Raw genomic sequence first — 17141 nt, 5'->3', positions numbered from 1 at the left:
ATAATGTTAGGGGCGACCTTATTTCACCAGTACAACAACAATGGTCTCCAATTCAGCTTGGCGGGTAGTCCGGTTAAGGAAAGCGGTCTTAAGCATAGATATCCAATAAGTATCGAACGACTTAACTTCCTCCATTTGCCAGCCTTTCAGTTTGACAAGATCACCTAAAACACGGGCGTTACTTACCAGGTAGAAAGGCTTTTGCGGCAGGGGGCCGTTGCCTACGGGGTCGATAGTTTTCAGCGTCCCACGGATGTAAAAGTCAAGCGGGAAACTATATACATCGCCGGTTTGCGCAACTGGGTAATTGTTGGTATTGATGCTATTGATGTAATCAGCCGCCTCGCTGCCGCCCTGATATTTTAACAGCGTCGGATAGAAAGCCAGGTTAAAATACAGGTTGACCACAAAGGCAACAATGGTGGTGCGGATGGCCACTTTGCGGATCTCGCCCACGCGGGTGTGTTTCGGGATAGACATGGCCAGCACCATCAGCAAGCCCATGATTACCACTACCGGCCAGGCTAAAGCCTCCGGCCTGAAATAATATTGCAGCGCGGCGACAACTATTAGCATCAGCAACATCACTACCGACTGCACATTTTGCACCCAATATTTACTTTTTGAATTTTGTAGGGTATATAGGTAAGCCGCCAACTGAATAGCGAAAAGCGGAAAAATGATATTTAAATAATACGGCAACTGGAATTTGGAAGCCGAGAACACCAGGAACGTCAGCAGTGCTCCACCCAAACAATACCACTGCGCGTTAGCTGTATTTTTTACTTGTTGCTTAATAGACTGATAGATAGCCGCGAACAACAGTAACGACCATGGCAAAAATGCCCAGGCCAAAGTATGCACAAAAAAGAACGGGTCGCCGCTGCCTTTGATAGGGCCGGTATTGAAGAACCGCCCGAACTGGCTATCCCAAAAAAAGAATTTCACACCCGATACATTGTGCTTATCGAACACCAATTTCTCGGGATGAAGGTCAAATTGCGCATACACGCAATACACCTCGGGCAGGATAAAGATCAGCGTTAACACTATCGCCAATAACCAGCGTAAGTGAAATGGCGCCCGCCATTGTTTGGTGAAGATGAATTGCGCCACGATAGCGCCACCGATGGGGATAATAGCGAACATGCCCTTAGTCATGATGGCCAGCGCGGCAAAGATGCTGCCCCACAGGATATGCCAATAATTATTGCGGGTGTGGGCCAAGTAAAGGTGATAAATAGCCGCGATGATCAACCCGGTAAGGTAAGGTTCCGCACGCACATCGTTATTAGAAATGATGATATGCTCGGCCGTCAGCAGGATCAGTACCGACCATAGGGCGATCTCTTTGTTGTAAAGATCCTTGGCGAAGCGGTAAGTATAAACCGCGCCCATCATCAGGAACAGGATACCCGGCAGTTTATAAGCCCAGGTCACGAACCCGAACACCTCAAAAAATGCCGCCGTTACCCAGAATGGGAAGTGGGGCTTATCCAGAAAGTCGGCGCCTTTTACGTACAGGTTTACATAATCGTGCTTTTGCACCATAGTTTTGGCGATGGTGGCGTAGAACGTACCATCGGGACCAATAATGGTAACGAACAGGCCGCTAAAATTCACCAGCACAGCCATGCCAATAAGGATGTAGAGCCATTTGTAATAAGTATCGTTCTGTGGTCGGTCCATAGTGGCGGTAAAGATAGGGCGATCACAGTTTTGTTGAGTTGATGAAATGAGATTTTTAGGACGATGGTTTTCAGCCACTATCCTTAGCTTTGCCGACAGGATCTATCCGAATAAGATACGTCCGCAATAAGCACACATCCGAAATGGAACATCCGAAATTCGACATCTCCTCAAAATACAAACACATTTTTTTTGACCTTGATCATACCATCTGGGATTTTGACAAGAACGCCGAGGAGACCCTGCATGAGTTATTTGTGCTGCACCGCTTGAACGATATCGGTTTAAGTTCGGCCGATACATTTATTGAGACCTACACCGCCAATAACCACAAACTTTGGCGCGATTACCATTTGGGCAACATCACTAAACAAGCCTTGCGCGAGGCCCGCTTTAAGCAAACGTTTTTAGATCTGGGCGTTCACCCCGATGTGATACCGCATGGTTTTGAGGATGCCTACGTTAGGCTTTGCCCAACCAAAACTAACCTGTTCCCGCATGCGCACGAGACGCTGGAATATCTAAGCGGCAAGTACACCCTGCACCTCATCAGCAATGGTTTTAAAGAATCGCAGGATGTAAAGATCTGTAACAGTGATATTGGCAAGTATTTTACCCACGTCATCATATCCGAACTGGTGGGCGTTAACAAGCCCGACCCGGGCATTTTTCAGCACGCCATTAATCTGGCCGGCACTACCAAAGCCGAGAGCCTGATGATAGGCGACAGCCTGGAAGCCGACGTGCTGGGAGCCCTCGACTTTGGGATGGATGCTATCTTTTTTAACCCTTACAATGCCGAAAAGCCTGATAGCGTGCCGATGCAGATAACAGGCTTAAAGGAACTAACTATTTTACTATAGTTAGTTAAAAGTAACTATGGTACGGCAACCGTTGCCTGTTTGGGCTATGTACATATCTCCCGCCGCATTAAATGCTAATCCATTAGGGAACATGACCGACGCAACATTCAGCGGGCCGGGCAGCACTTGAGGCGTACTAAAATCGCCGTTCATGAATGTGGTCACTAACCCTGCTTTATTGATCATCCTTATTTTGCTGGCACGGCCCGGGTTAAAGTAGTTATCGCTTACAAAAAGGTCGCCATTGGCGTTAAATGCCATACCTTGCGGCCACCTAAAGGTCGCGGTTTTAACGGTGCCGTCATCCCAGCCATCTGCGCCGGTTCCTGCAAATGTAGATGTAACACCCGCAGGTGTTATTTTACGGATGACATGATTAGTGGCATCGCTTAGCAGTATGTTATTTTCTTTATCCACTACGATGGAATAGACCGCTCCAAATTTGGCAACCGACGCTGGTCCGTCCACATAGCCACTGAGCGCCTGGCCTGCAAGGGTGCTTATCTCACCCGTATTGCTGATCTTACGTATCCGTGCGTTAGTTGCTGTATATAGGTTCCCCGAGGCATCAATAGCTAAGCCGGAAGGGGCTGCCAACTGCGCGGTGGTACTTGGTCCGTCGGCAAAACCCGACACGCCGGTGCCTGCAAAAGTTGATATTACGCCGGCCACGGTTACTTTAAATATCTTGTTTTTCGCACGATCTGCAAAGTACACATTTCCCGATGCATCAAATGCCAATCCCGATATAACTGCAAACTCGCCCGGCGTGCCGGCAACAGAGCGGATAAACAGCGAGCTGACACCCGACGGGTTATTAACGTAGATACTGTTATTGCTATCATTATACACATTGCCTAAAGCATCTGATGCAAAATACTCCACATAACGGGTATAGTCGCATGCGCTTTGGGTACCGCTTAGCACGGTAACATCAAGGGCAGCTACCATGGCCGAGCCATCTAAGATGGTGATCACAGGGCCGGACTTTGCGGCTGCCGGAACATGTACTACGATCTGGGTAGAGCTGACCGAGGCGACGGTTGCTGCAACAGATCCAAAATTTACGGCCACTTTACCGGTAGCAGTAGGGAAATTTTTCCCGGTGATGGTTAAAGTACTATTTGGCAAGACCTTAGTTGGCGAAGTTGAAGTTATTGATGGTTTAGCCGGGGTGATGACGACAGGAGGGATCTTAATATCGCTGATCACAGAGTCGCTTTTTTTACAGCCGGCCATGGCGGCTAACAGCACGCACGTTGATAGGATCGTTTTAAGTAGTTTCATTTTAATAAAGGTTTAAGTTCCCCTGTCCCAAAGATAAATTTTCCGAAAAAGTAAATAGGTCTTTTACAACAATGGCACTAATTAAAAGCCACTTTGCTTACCACACCCAGGTTAGAGATATACATATTACCCGCCACATCAAACACAACACTATCCGAAAAATAGGTGGACGAAGCGTTGATCGGTCCGTTGGCGACAGCTTGGGTATTGCCCTGCAAAAAGGTGCTTACATAGCCGGCTGTATTGATCATCCTAATGGTTGATGTAAGCGGATAATCGTAATCAGCCACAAAGATGTTGCCTGCTGCGTCAACAGCCAATCCTTGAGGGTATCCAAAAGCTGCTGTCGCTGCCGGGCCATCATCATATCCAGTTCTGCCGCTGCCCGCAATTGTAGATACCACTCCGTTAGGGGTGATCTTACGGATATTTTTGTTTTTGTTATCAGCTACAAAAAGGTTTCCGGCAGCATCTATAGCTAGCCCGGTCAGTTCGCTAAAGCGAGCTGTGGTGCCCGCGCCATCCACGTTACCTTGCTGCATAGAACCGGCAAATGTAGTTACATTGCCTGAAAGGTCGATCTTGCGTATCGTAGAATAGTCTGCGACAAAAATGTTGCCTGCCGCATCTACCGCGATGCCGTTCGGCCCCGCGAATCCAGCCGCCGTGCCCTGTCCGTCGCGATGGCCGGCCAAGCCGCCCCCTGCTAATACAGAAACAGCGCCCGTACTGCTTAACTTTATGATCGAATTACGTTGCCACTCGACCACATAAACTACGCCTGACGCACCTGTCGCTATCGTTCTTAGGTATTTAAGTGGTGTAGTGGAATTTGAAAATATTGTTAAACTGCCGGGGGTAGCTATATTTCCTTTATACACATCTCCGCCATAAGTAGTGTATATATTCCCCTGTGGATCTACGGCGGCATATAGACTGCCTGTTTTTTGCCAGGTGCTTTGCGTAGCACCGGTGACGGTAAAGTTGGCGACTGATGTTGACGTAACCCCATCCGACGTAACTGTTATTTTTCCTGTAGATGCAGTTTGTGGCACACCAACGACCAGTTGAGTAGCAGTGGCCGTGTAGACGGTGGCGGCCATACCATTAAAACGTACATCGAGTTTGGTTTTGTCTGTGCTGAAATTTGACCCGGTAATGGTGACTACGCTACGGGGCAAACCTTTAGATGGGGTAACGCCAGCCAAAAGTTTAACAGCGGGACTTTGCTCTCCTGATATCGGTTGGATGTTGCTTTTTTTACAGGCACCGAAAATTGTAGCGGTCGCAAATAAAGCAGGGATAATAAGTTTAGGTATCTTCATTTGTGTTAAAGTATAGCTAATGTAAAGATAGCAAATATTTTTAGCATCTGCAAATTACCGAACACATTTTTTCGCCGATCCTGTTAACTTTACCAGCATGAATATCATCGCCGAACGCAAAAAGACCGAAGCTGTTTTAGATACCTACCGTGCCTGGATAGACAAGGTGAGCGATGAGCGCTTCGCCGAAACCCCACCCGGCGGCGGCTGGTCATACGCCGAGGTATACTCGCACATTATGCAGGCTACGTTGGGGTCTACCATTGCGCTGGAGCGGTGTACGCAAAAGACCTGCAAGCCCACCAATAAAGGCGCCAACTGGTTGGGGAAAGCCATCCTGTTCTTTGGCATGTTCCCGCCGGGGATACGAACCAAGCAACCTGCTAAGGTTGCCGAGCGGATGCCGGCGATCAAGATCAGTAAAGAAGAGGCCCGTAACTACATCATCAAATGCCGCCAGCGGCTGGATGCTATGGTAGCGCTGATGCTTAACCTCGAGAACGATGGCCGGGTAGCTCACCCGCGTTTGGGGATGCTTAGTGCCGGGCAATGGCTTAAGTTCATCCGCATACATTTGAACCATCACCTGAAGCAATTAAAGCGCATCGAAAAAAAATTTTGATACAACTGCAACTTTTGATATTTAACTCAGTCTTAACGTTATAATAATTTGAGACCGTGAACTTTGTTAAAACTTGATAGCTGATGCATTTTGATTATTTGCTTGTTGTAGGGCTGCTGCTTTTTGTAGGTATTTTTTATATAAGTCCGTACGATGTTAAGACCGATGAGATAGATGACGACGAGTGATCGCCGCCCTTTTCCAGAACATGTAACCCGCCGGAGATCCTTCCCCGCCGGCATTTTATCCACCTTTGTATAATGGCCAAACGCGAAGTTGATATAGCCATCATATCCGACGTGCACCTGGGCACCTACGGCTGCCACGCTAAGGAGTTGCTCAAGTATTTGAAGAGCATTAAACCCAAGGCGCTTATCCTCAATGGCGACATTATAGACATTTGGCAATTCAGCAAGTCTTACTGGCCCGATACCCACATGAAAGTGGTGCGCCGCATTATGAAATTTGTGACCGAGGGTACACCCGTTTACTACCTCACCGGCAACCACGACGAGATGCTGCGCAAATTTGCCGACTTTGATCTGGGCGCATTTAAACTAATGAATAAGCTGGTGCTGGATGTTGACGGCAAAAAGGCCTGGATCTTTCATGGCGACGTGTTCGACGTGACTATGCAGCACTCTAAATGGCTGGCCAAACTGGGCGCGGTGGGGTATGATACGCTCATACTGATCAACAGCGTGGCTAACTGGTTCCTCACCAAAATGGGGCGGCAAAAAATGAGCTTCTCGCAAAAGGTAAAGGCTAAGTTTAAAGACGCCGTAAAATTCATTAACGCTTTTGAGCAGACCGCCGCCGACCTGGCTGTGGACAAGGGTTACGACTATGTGATCTGCGGGCACATCCACCACGCCGAGATCCGCAACATCAACTCGACCGAAAATAACGGCTCGGTACTATACCTCAACAGCGGCGACTGGGTAGAAAGCCTTACAGCTTTAGAATATCACGACGGCCAATGGAAGATCTTTCAGTACCGCCCCGAAGACTTTGAGACCGAGGTAGAGGACGACGACAAGACCGACGCTGAGAATCTGGACGATAAGCTGAACGTGAACGCCCTGCTGGAAAAATTCAGGCAGGAGACACATTGAGTTTTTTGGTATATTGCAGACTATAAACTCAACCATGTCATCCGACACCGTTTTTTATCATCATGCACATCGATCTTCACGTCATCCTGCAAACCCCTCCCGCAAATTTCACTTATGCACTGCAAAAAGGTAGCGGCAGTAATTACACCGTCGATCAAGTGCAACATTCGGCAGGCAAGGATCTTTATTTCGACCTGACCATCGAGGTTAAAGGCGACGATGATCTGCCCGACTTTAAAGGCCCTTACGTGCAAGGCCCTAAGGGTGGCCGTTTCTTTTACCTTGGGTTAGGTCAATATGCCGGTGATCATAGCCAAAGCGGCGGCCGCGTTAAAGTACCGTTAACAGGCATCACCCGCGCCCAGGTGACCGAAGCACAACAAACGGGAGCAGTTTTATTAACGACCATACAAGGCACAGCCAAAAATGGCGGCCCGGCCTACGCAACACCCAAGCCTTTTGCCGGTTGGCAAGCAAAAGTGTAGATCATCTTATTTGATAAAAAATTAGCGCTTAGGTACTTAAATTTAATTTTGAGTAAATACCAGCAGGCCTGATCATTTCAATTTTGATCGCCTATATTGCGCCCCTTAGACTTATAAACCACACTCATGAAAAAACTTTTCTTTTCGCTCGTGGTAGCTTGTGTAGCTACTGTAGCGGGCAACCAAACCTTTGCACAAGCCTCAAAAGCACGCGTTGGTCTTACAGCCGGGTTAAATTTAACCACAATGGGGTCAGCTACCGCTGGCGGACTAACTATTAACTACGACTACCGTCCGGGTTTTCAGGGCGGTATCTTTGCCGAAATTCCCGTAGCTAATAAGATCGCCTTTGTGCCAGCGGTATTGTATTCGCAAAAAGGCGGTAACATCAACACAGTTATTAACGGTGTGACCATTAAGGGCGATACCCGTGTAAACTACATCGATGTACCATTACTGGTCGATTTTAAGGTAAATCCGGCCATCTCATTATTCGTAGGACCGCAGGCGGCATTTTTTATGTCCCAAAAGTCAACGGCGACATTGTCTATGGGCAGCCAAACGGCCACTAACACCAGCACCAGCAGCGAAGGTGCCCGTAAAGTAATAGTAGGTGCCAACTTAGGGGCAGGTTATAAGTTTAACCAAGATCTGGGCATAAAACTGCATTACATCACCGATTTCCAGCACACCAGCGAAGAAGCCTATAATACCGGCGAAAAGAATAGCGGCTTTGCTCTTACAGTAGGCTATCTGTTTTAATTTTTTGATGCTGACAAATTTGTATCGCAAATAATATCTTTGTCGGGTACTACCACCTGATGAAGATATTATTCGCCATACAAGGAACAGGCAACGGCCACATTAGCCGTGCGCGCGAGGTTGTACCTCTGCTGCAACAGTATGGCGATCTGGACCTGCTCATCAGCGGCACCGAGGCCGAGGTGGGCCTATCGCAACCACTCAAATATCGTTTTCATGGTTTTAGCTTTGTTTTTGGCAACAAAGGCGGGGTCGACAACTGGGCTACGGTCAAGTTAATGAACTTGCCACGGCTGATCAGGGACATGAAAAGCCTCCCGTTGGAGCAATACGACCTGATCGTGAACGATTTTGAACCCGTAAGTGCCTGGGCCTGCAAGCTGAAGAAGATCCCCTGCGTATCGCTGAGCCACCAATGCTCATTCGTATCGCCTAAAACCCCAAGGGTAGGGCATTCCCGCTTTGCCGAACTCATTTTTAAGCATTACTCGCCTACCACGCATCATATCGGCTTCCATTTTGAGCGGTACGATGATTTTATCCATACCCCCGTCATCCGTAGTGAGATCCGCGCCATGGAGACCGACAATAAGGATCACTACACGGTCTATCTGCCGGCTTACGATGATAAGCTGTTGGCATCGCACCTAAAAAAGACCGCCGTAGAGTGGAACGTGTTTAGTAAGCGGGCAAAGTCTGCCTATCGCGATGGTAACGTCAACATCATTCCTGTTAATAACGAGGGCTTTAATAAAAGCCTGGCTACAGGGCAGGGACTGCTTACCGGTGGCGGCTTTGAAGGCCCGGCCGAGGCGCTGTTCCTTGGTAAAAAGGTGATGATGATACCTATGCGTGGCCAGTACGAGCAACAATGCAATGCGCTCTCTGCATCCCGCTTAGGCGTGCCCGTGGTACATTCCATCGACCAGCATTTTAGTACCGAGTTGGATAAGTGGCTCTCCGCCCCCAACAATATCAAAGTTAACTTTCCCGATGAGACGGCCCAGATCGTTGACGCGATGGTGAAGAAGTATGCGCGTTGATCAGTTGACAGGTCGGTAATGTTCAAAGGAATAAATTATTTATAACCTGGAAATCACAGGCTACATAAAAAAGCAACATGCCGATCAAACAATTTCTTTTCATGGTCATATTACTAATATGCGCAGCCTCCTCAATGGCACAAGATGAGAACATTAGCGTTTATGAAACAGTAATGGCTTACTATGGAAAGAAGTTTAACGTTATTAAGTTTTCTTCTAAAAGAACTTTGAATCAAGCATATTTTCAAGATCCCCTTAGAATGGAATTACATGTTCGGGATACTTTGAACGATGATTGGACAGCATTCTTGAAAAGTATTGACACTTCGAAGGTAATGACCGGTCCGATCAATACTGAGTTTGTAAAAAAGCATTCTAATGTGACCGGCGGGTATGTTCGCGATGTGCTCTTCTCACCCGTAATTTATTCAGAAAATAGTAGAATGGCCGTATGTGGCGTGTACACATTCCGAAGAGGTGCCGGCCATGGGGAAAACATTATTTTATTAGAAAAGAAGAAAAGGAAATGGATAGTCAGGAAAGTTTACTTCATTTCAATTAGTTAGTTAGTTAGTGCTACGACCTCAATAATAAACTTCTAAGCCTCACCACAATATCGTTACATATCAATCTACGATTATTTCGTAATTTCTACGAAATAATCGTAGATTGCGTTCGTTATCCTTACATCAAATAACGAAACACCACGATAATGAAACCTAAAACATTAACCACATTGTTGATAGCGGCGGCAACTTTAGCAGTAGCGCTTACTGCATCTGCGCAAAAATTACCGTCAGAGCAAAAGGTGTCCTTTTACGCGCCTGCCGATATTAAAATAGACGGCAAACCCACCGAATGGACCGGCAAGTACCAGGCAAAGAACAGCGCCACACTGCTTACCTACGTAATGAGCAATGATGAAGAGAACCTTTACCTGGCTATTCAGGCCGATCAAACCCCGGCCATAGGCAAGATCTTTTTTGGCGGGATATCGCTGGTGGTGAAAAGCAAGAAAGATAAAGCGATCGCGCCTGTTAAGATCACCTATCCACTGGTAACCACGGACGAGCGCCTTGGCATTATATCACCCCTGAAAGATAAAGACCAAAATGCCGACGCGGCCGCAACAGCCACAAATGACCTGTTGGGCAAAGCGGCCAAAACCATCAACATAGCCGGCCTTATTGAGGTCGCTGACCCGGACATCTCTGTGTACAACGATCTGGGCATCAAAGCTGCGGCACAGGCAGATAATACCCGCACTATGACCTTCGAGTACAAACTACCGCTTAAGTTTATCAAGCACCTGATGGATGAAAGTTCTGCCTTCGATTACAGCATCATTGTGAACGGTGGGGAGTTGAAGAGAGCTGGAGTGTCTGTCGGCGCGCCGATCACCGGTTCCGGTTCGCCAACAGGTGGCGGTGGTGGTGGCATGGTCATTTTGGCCGGTGCGCCGGTCGGCGATATGTTCAGCCCGACGGACCTGAAGGCATCCTACAAATTAGCAAGCAAGTAAAATATCCATACACCATTTAAACCTCATCAACATGAAAATGAGAACAACCCCAATTGCCCTGGTAAGTATATTTTTATTAGGTAATTTATATGCATCGGCACAAAAACTACCTGCTGTACAAAAAGCATCTGTCTACGCGCCCGTAGGGATCAAGATCGATGGACGAGGGACCGAGTGGACCGGCAAGTATCAGGCAAAAAACAGCGCCACGCTACTCACCTACGTAATGAGTAACGATGACGAGAACCTTTATCTTACCATCCAGGCCGAGGGGACGGCGGCTTTAGGCAAGATCTTTCATGGCGGCATCAGTCTGTTGGTAAAAAACAAGGTCGACAAAAATGCGAAACCCGTGCGTATCACCTACCCGCTGGTAACCGTGACCGAGCGCAGCGACATTGTGATCCCGCTGCGCGATAAGGACAATAACATAGATAGCGTAATGATCGCTGTTAACCAGGCGATCGGCAAATCGGCCAAAAAGATAGCCATTGAAGGTATCGACGAGATCACCGACCCTGATGTATCTGTTTACAATGATCTTGGCCTGAAGGCTGCCGTAGAGGTGGACGCTACCCGTACCATGACCTTTGAATATAAGGTGCCACTGAAATACATTAAGCACCTGATGGATGCCACATCAACATTCGACTATAGTATCATCGTCAATGGCGTTAAGTTAGAGAAGAACTCTGTCGTGGTAGCCGGCTCTGCAATAGGCGGTGGCGGTGCTTCGTTTTCGGGCGGCGGCGGTGGTGGCGCACCAATGTCTGTCACCATCTCGCCGGTCGGCGGCGATATATTTAGCCCTACAGATCTGAAAGCCACCTATACCTTAGCCAAAAAATAATAGATCAGTTAATTTTAAGCTTAAACCAGTTCACATCGACCGGCCGTTGTTCGGGTTATCCCGGCAGCGGCTTTTTAGTGTATCAAGGTTTCTTCGCCAGTTTATAGGTGGTCCTAAGATACGTGGGGTTAACATACTCAGGCCCTGGTCCGCCCGTGGTAACAACCTCGCGTATGCCTCCGTTGTTACTAATAGTCACAGGAGCAGAGTTGCCGTTAGCAGCCTCAGCGGCGCGGGCTGCAACCAGTGACTCATTACCAATAACCGTGATCTCGTAATCGAATCCGGAATTTTCGTCTGACAGATGCCTGATATATTTAAGTGGTAAACAATATTCGATGGTCAGCAGACGGATATTGTCAACCTGTGCAGCCGCTTTCACCCCCAAGTCGTTATATACAGACACGTCGGGATCCGCTATATCTTTAAAACCGCGCAACGCAATTGTTTTGGCCGACTGTCCCAATGCAGTATTGACCACAGTCGCTACGCTATCATTACTGGCCAGCTTATTCAAAAGTGGGGTCACTATGTTTTTTCGGTCCGCCCTAACGATCAAGGGGTACGTGAGCTTAAGCGGAGTCAATTTTGTGTTCTTGTTGCTTTTGATAGTCAAAGATATTCCATCAAAAAATATCTTGTATAGCGGGATCTTATGATCGGCTTGCAGGGTGAGGTAAAGGTTTTCTTCATCGTTACTCATCACGTAGGTGAGCAAGGTCGCATCATTCTTAGCCTGGAATTTGCCGTTCCACTCGTTGGGTTTTCCATCGATCTTAACATTGGCAGGAGCGTAAACGCTTTCTTTTTGTACCGAGGGTAGTTTTTGGGCTGTGGCAATTTGGGTGGTCAAGGCTATCGCGGGGATCAGTAGGCTTTTTAGGTTCATGTGGGATATTTTGGTTTTGGTAAAGCCTAAGGTGTGAAAAATATTTGGCGGATGGAAATGATAAACCTAAGTCTCCCCGCTTGAGCGGGGAAGCACCGAGCGAACATCGTAGCAGAACCATTCAAAGCGGTGTGTCCTTTCGCCAACTTTGCAAACGGAGGACACACCCCTGACCCCGCTCCAGCGGGGAAGCGAGACGTTAAACCAATTCAACACTGTGCCAGCTCACTTGTTGCATCTATATCTTTAAAACCTTCATCCCTCCCAACCATTCCAAAAATGATGCGTAATATTGTGGCGTAATGATCAAGGCTTTCCGTAATTATAACCCCGTCAATATTATTTGGCTTGCCGTGTTGCTGGTGGTGTTGCGTATTTGCTACCTGTTCAACACCCCGGACGATGTGGAGTTTAAAATGCTGGAGCCTTTTGCCCGTTCACTGGTGCCTTTAAAGTACGAGCATGCGGTATCTTTACCGGTAAATATGGCCGTGGCCGGGATCCTGGTACTCATTCAGGCCATCCTGCTTAACTACGTGGTCAATTTTTATAATCTGTTAAGTAAACCGTCCTTTTTACCCGCGTTGATGTATGTGGTGGTGTCGGGATTGTTCACACCGTTCCTTACGCTAAGCGCTCCGCTCATCTGTAATTTCTTGGTGATCTGGATCGTGTATAAACTGCTGGCCTTTTACAAAGGGACCGAGGTGCGCTCCATATCCTACGATCTTGGCATGCTGGTGGCGCTCAGTAGTTTGTTCTACTTGCCCTGCATTTACTTCTTTGTGGTCATCTGGGCAGCACTGCTCATCTTCCGCCCGTTCGATTGGCGCGATTGGGCGGCATCTATTCTGGGTTACCTCACCGTATTCTTCTTTTTGGCGGTGATCTATTACCTGACCGACCGTATACATACCTTTTACAAGATCTGGCTGCCGCTGGGCACGCCTTTCCCCGAGAAGATAAGCATCCATTACCTGCAATACGCCCTGCTGGTCCCGGTAGCCGTTATCCTGCTGCTTTGTCTGGTCCAGTTACGGGGCAATTTCTTTAAAAGCTACGTGCTGATACGCAAATCGTTCCAACTGTTCCTCATCATGTTTTTGATCGGCGGTCTGTCGTTCTACGTCAAGGTAAAATTCAACCTGGATCACTTTTTATTGTGTGCCGTGCCTGTGGCCATCTTTTTTGCCTATTATTTCCTGTACGCGGCTAAACGCTGGTTCTACGAGTCGCTGTTTATTTTGCTGTTAGCAGGTATCATTTTCTTTCAGTTTAACACTTTTTAACTTTTATATTCGTTGAGGTACCGAGTGTTATATTAGCTTTGTACCATGAAATTTGGCGTAATTACTTTCCCGGGGTCCAATTGCGACGCGGACATTATTTATGTTTTAGAAAAAATAATGGGTCAGCAAGTGGTCCCACTGTGGCACAAAAGCCATGATCTGCAAGGTGTGGACTTTGTAGTATTACCCGGCGGTTTCTCTTTTGGCGACTACCTGCGCTCAGGCGCTATCGCCCGTTTCTCGCCTATCATGCAAGAAGTTATCAAGTTTGCCGATAAAGGCGGTTATGTAATGGGTATCTGCAATGGTTTCCAGATCTTGACCGAGGCCGGCCTGTTACCGGGCGCTTTGTTACATAACAATAACCGTAAATTTATTTGCCGCAATATTTATCTGAAGCCGCAAACTGCCAACTCGTTACCGACCGCACAACTGAACCCTGAGCAGGCACTGAAGATCCCTATCGCGCATGGCGAGGGTAACTACTTTGCCGATGCCGACGTGTTGAAAGCGATCAACGATAACGACCAGGTGATGTTCCGCTATTGCGACGAGTTCGGTAACATCACTACCGATGCTAACCCTAACGGATCTTTAGAGAATATTGCCGGTGTTACCAACGCTAACCGCAACGTATTTGGCTTGATGCCACACCCCGAGCGTGCTTCGGACAGCCTGGTAGGTAATCAGGATGGTTTGGCGATCTTTGAATCGGTACTGTCGCTGGTAAGGGCGTAAATGGCCAACCTGGTTATTGATATTGGCAACACACTGATCAAAGTAGCCGTATTTAACGGTTACGACTATTTGTTGAAAGTGGATCAATATCAAACCATCGACCCGACAGAAATTGACAGGTTGATCACCGGTTACAGCGTCACTAAAGCCATCATATCAACAGTAAAAAAAGAAAAGGCCGATTGGGAAGTATTACTAAGCGAGAAACTTCCCGTCAAATATTTTAGCCGGGATATAGCTATCGGCATAAAAAACCACTATGGCACCCCGCAAACTTTAGGGATAGACAGATTGGTAGCCGTTACCGCCGCGCACAACCTGTATCCGGGTAAGGATAATTTGGTGATAGACGGCGGCAGCTGCATCACTTACGATATGGTAGATGCGGATGGAAATTACCACGGCGGCAGCATATCACCGGGGCTGAAAATGCGTTTTAAGGCCATGCACAATTATACATCGGCCTTGCCGTTAATAGAGCCTGATGCCGGCTTTGACAGCCTATTTGGCAACAACACCGAAACGGCCATCCGCTCGGGCGCACAGAACGGACTTAAATACGAACTAACGGGCTTTATAGAAAGTTACCGCGAAGGCAGGCCCGACCTGAATATACTATTGACCGGCGGTGATGCCGTTTTTTTTGATAACCTCTTAAAAAATAGCATCTTTGCCCCCCAAATTAAAAACGAACCGTATTTGGTTCTTAAAGGATTAAACGTAGCTATACAAGCATAATGATCAGACACTTCAAGGCTTTAACTGTTTCTTTATTGTCGCTGGCCTCTTTATCGGCCGTGGCGCAATCTACAGCAACTACCAGTTCGCCTTATTCAAGATACGGTTTAGGTTCTTTGTCGCCACTGGTGCTCCCGCAAAATATAGCCATGGGCGGTATTGGTGTGGGTACCAATAACATCAACGGTTATAATACGGTTAACCCGCTTAACCCGGCCTCATACTCGGCTATCCGCTTAACGGTTATTGATGCAGGTTTATATGCTAACCTTACTACGCTAAGCAAAACCGGATCTGCCGATCAAAAAAACTCTAATTTCAGGCTTAACCACGTAGTGCTGGGTGTGCCGGTAACTAAAACATCGGCCTTAAGTTTTGGCCTGATGCCTTACAGCGAGCTGGGTTACCGTTATACACAAACACTTCCTCGTGGTTACGGTTCAGGTTCGCCTGCCGATACCAACCGTATAGACAATATTTACAGCGGGCAGGGCGGTCTTTCTAAAGCACACATCGGTTACGGCTTAAAAATGTTCAAGCATTTAGCTATCGGTGCCAACGTGTCATACATATTTGGCGATCTTAAGCAATACAGCTCTACCGAGTTGCCTGAGTTGTTCGGCGCGTTTAACACCCGTCAGGAGAACAGCAAGAGCATTGGCGGCGTTAACTACGGTTACGGCTTGCAATACACCATAGATCTTGCCGACGACAGGCGACTGATCCTGGGTTACTCGGGTTCGGCAGCTACCAAGTTGAATAACAATAGCAGCTACGTAGTAAGCCACTACGTTAAAGACTACACTAACGATGCCGAGAACAGCGCATTGGATACTACGGTGAATAACCAGATGATGAACGGTAAGATCCAACTGCCAAGCATCAACCGTTTTGGCCTATCGTACCAGGCCGATGGTAAGTTTCTATTAGGTGCTGATTACCACATGGCCAACTGGTCTAAATTCACCGTTGACGGTGTAAGCCAAGGGTTGAATAACACTACCGGCTTTAACGTTGGCGGCCAGATCACCCCTAACAGTAACTCTATCCGTAATTACTGGGCATTGGTAGATTACCGTTTTGGTTTCCACTCAGAGAAAACTTACGCCACTGTTAACGGACAGACCATTAACCAATATGGTGCTACCCTTGGTTTTGGTTTGCCTATCCCGCGTAACGGATCGGCTTATTACAAAGTGAACATAGCTGCCGATCTTGGTCGCCGTGGTACACTGGCTAACGCATTGGTGCGCGAGACCTATCTTAACCTGCACTTAAGCTTTACGCTTAACGACAGGTGGTTCACCAAATATAAGTTCGACTAAGGGTTGACATGCGCAACGGCGGAGCAAAATACCTGTTCTTTGGTTTGACGGTAGCGTTGGCCATGCCGCTGTTGCTTGGCTCGTGCAAGAACGACCTGAAAAAGATCGAGGAGATATCTGCCCTACAAAAAAAGACCGAGCAAGATTCTACCAAAGGTGTCAATATGCTTTACAGTGATTCGGGCAAGGTTAAGGCACGCCTGATCACGCCATTGATGCTGGAGTATGTCCTTAGCGCCAAAACGCCCGACCCTTATCAGTATTGCCCTAAAGGTATCAAGATCATTATGTACGATAAGAACCGTAATGAACAGGGTACCATTATTGCCGATACCTGCTACTACTACACTGTAAAAAAGAAAGTTGAATTTTACAAGAATGTCGTGATCACCACCATTACCGGCGACGTTTTCAAGTCAGAAGAACTGATCTGGGATCAGGCCTTGAATAAGATCTATTCCCGCAAAGAGGTTGATGTAGTAAAGGCCGATGGGTCTAAAGGGCACGGCACATCTATGGAGACCAACCAAACTTTTTATCCCTTTACAGTGCAACAGGGCACCGGCAATTGGATAATAGACCGCGAGTTTGGCCAATAA

At 47.5% G+C, this 17141-nt stretch carries 18 protein-coding genes; 14 read left to right on the top strand and 4 right to left on the bottom strand.

Annotation, left to right across the window (positions count from 1 at the left end):
- Positions 1 to 18 precede the first annotated feature (18 nt).
- The gene (locus tag IRJ16_RS06175; protein WP_194110652.1) at positions 19 to 1689 is read right to left on the bottom strand and encodes an ArnT family glycosyltransferase; all 1671 of its coding nucleotides are present in this window, start codon (positions 1687 to 1689) and stop codon (positions 19 to 21) included.
- A gap of 143 nt (positions 1690 to 1832) precedes the next feature.
- Between IRJ16_RS06175 and IRJ16_RS06170 the strand changes: the two genes are divergently transcribed.
- A complete protein-coding gene (locus IRJ16_RS06170) occupies positions 1833 to 2552 on the top strand; it encodes a YjjG family noncanonical pyrimidine nucleotidase (RefSeq protein WP_194110651.1) in 720 nt (239 codons plus the stop codon).
- Here IRJ16_RS06170 and IRJ16_RS06165 read toward each other — a convergent pair whose 3' ends face one another.
- Together IRJ16_RS06165 and IRJ16_RS06160 are read right to left on the bottom strand one after the other, a co-directional pair.
- On the bottom strand, positions 2553 to 3839 hold the full coding sequence (locus tag IRJ16_RS06165) for an IPT/TIG domain-containing protein (protein ID WP_194110650.1): 1287 nt from the start codon (positions 3837 to 3839) through the stop codon (positions 2553 to 2555).
- Positions 3840 to 3916: 77 nt separating this feature from the next.
- Positions 3917 to 5164 carry an NHL domain-containing protein gene (locus IRJ16_RS06160; protein ID WP_194110649.1) on the bottom strand — a complete coding sequence of 416 codons (1248 nt, stop codon included), beginning with the start codon at positions 5162 to 5164 and terminating at the stop codon, positions 3917 to 3919.
- A 97-nt stretch (positions 5165 to 5261) separates the two neighbouring features.
- Between IRJ16_RS06160 and IRJ16_RS06155 the strand changes: the two genes are divergently transcribed.
- From IRJ16_RS06155 to IRJ16_RS06120, 8 genes are all read left to right on the top strand, one after another.
- Positions 5262 to 5786: a DinB family protein gene (locus IRJ16_RS06155; protein WP_194110648.1), complete on the top strand. Its 525-nt coding sequence runs from the start codon at positions 5262 to 5264 to the stop codon at positions 5784 to 5786.
- Positions 5787 to 6046: 260 nt separating this feature from the next.
- Entirely contained in the window at positions 6047 to 6901 is an 855-nt protein-coding gene (locus IRJ16_RS06150; protein ID WP_194110647.1) for a UDP-2,3-diacylglucosamine diphosphatase, read from the top strand.
- Positions 6902 to 6963: 62 nt separating this feature from the next.
- The gene (locus IRJ16_RS06145) at positions 6964 to 7386 is read left to right on the top strand and encodes a DUF5990 family protein (RefSeq protein WP_194110646.1); all 423 of its coding nucleotides are present in this window, start codon (positions 6964 to 6966) and stop codon (positions 7384 to 7386) included.
- Between the two features lie 126 nt (positions 7387 to 7512).
- Positions 7513 to 8148, top strand: coding sequence for a porin family protein (locus tag IRJ16_RS06140; RefSeq protein ID WP_194110645.1), 636 nt, complete (start codon positions 7513 to 7515; stop codon positions 8146 to 8148).
- Between the two features lie 59 nt (positions 8149 to 8207).
- Positions 8208 to 9191 carry a glycosyltransferase family protein gene (locus tag IRJ16_RS06135; protein WP_194110644.1) on the top strand — a complete coding sequence of 328 codons (984 nt, stop codon included), beginning with the start codon at positions 8208 to 8210 and terminating at the stop codon, positions 9189 to 9191.
- Positions 9192 to 9268: 77 nt separating this feature from the next.
- Complete coding sequence (locus IRJ16_RS06130; protein ID WP_194110643.1) at positions 9269 to 9757, top strand: hypothetical protein; 489 nt, start codon at positions 9269 to 9271, stop codon at positions 9755 to 9757.
- A 146-nt stretch (positions 9758 to 9903) separates the two neighbouring features.
- Positions 9904 to 10713, top strand: a complete 810-nt coding sequence (locus IRJ16_RS06125) for a hypothetical protein (RefSeq protein WP_194110642.1) — start codon at positions 9904 to 9906, stop codon at positions 10711 to 10713.
- Between the two features lie 31 nt (positions 10714 to 10744).
- The gene (locus tag IRJ16_RS06120; RefSeq protein WP_194110641.1) at positions 10745 to 11563 is read left to right on the top strand and encodes a hypothetical protein; all 819 of its coding nucleotides are present in this window, start codon (positions 10745 to 10747) and stop codon (positions 11561 to 11563) included.
- A gap of 82 nt (positions 11564 to 11645) precedes the next feature.
- On the opposite strand, the gene IRJ16_RS06115 is transcribed toward IRJ16_RS06120, so the two are convergent.
- Positions 11646 to 12452 (bottom strand): hypothetical protein, encoded by an 807-nt coding sequence (locus tag IRJ16_RS06115; protein WP_194110640.1) that lies wholly within the window; start codon positions 12450 to 12452, stop codon positions 11646 to 11648.
- A gap of 302 nt (positions 12453 to 12754) precedes the next feature.
- Between IRJ16_RS06115 and IRJ16_RS06110 the strand changes: the two genes are divergently transcribed.
- Genes IRJ16_RS06110 through lptC form a run of 5 tightly spaced genes read left to right on the top strand, consistent with a single transcriptional unit; the run spans position 12755 to position 17141 of the window.
- Positions 12755 to 13741, top strand: coding sequence for a DUF6427 family protein (locus tag IRJ16_RS06110; RefSeq protein WP_194110639.1), 987 nt, complete (start codon positions 12755 to 12757; stop codon positions 13739 to 13741).
- Between the two features lie 45 nt (positions 13742 to 13786).
- Entirely contained in the window at positions 13787 to 14479 is a 693-nt protein-coding gene (gene purQ / locus IRJ16_RS06105) for a phosphoribosylformylglycinamidine synthase subunit PurQ (RefSeq protein WP_194110638.1), read from the top strand.
- Positions 14480 to 15217, top strand: coding sequence for a type III pantothenate kinase (locus IRJ16_RS06100; protein WP_194110637.1), 738 nt, complete (start codon positions 14480 to 14482; stop codon positions 15215 to 15217).
- Complete coding sequence (locus IRJ16_RS06095; RefSeq protein WP_194110636.1) at positions 15217 to 16542, top strand: hypothetical protein; 1326 nt, start codon at positions 15217 to 15219, stop codon at positions 16540 to 16542. The genes IRJ16_RS06100 and IRJ16_RS06095 overlap by 1 nt, the downstream gene beginning before the upstream one ends.
- 8 nt (positions 16543 to 16550) lie before the next feature.
- Entirely contained in the window at positions 16551 to 17141 is a 591-nt protein-coding gene (gene lptC, locus IRJ16_RS06090; RefSeq protein ID WP_194110635.1) for an LPS export ABC transporter periplasmic protein LptC, read from the top strand.

It is taken from the genome of Mucilaginibacter myungsuensis (genome assembly GCF_015222005.1).
Classification (GTDB): domain Bacteria; phylum Bacteroidota; class Bacteroidia; order Sphingobacteriales; family Sphingobacteriaceae; genus Mucilaginibacter; species Mucilaginibacter myungsuensis.
The sequence above is the reverse complement of the archived record's forward strand: the minus strand, read 5'-3'. Positions and strand labels throughout refer to the sequence as shown.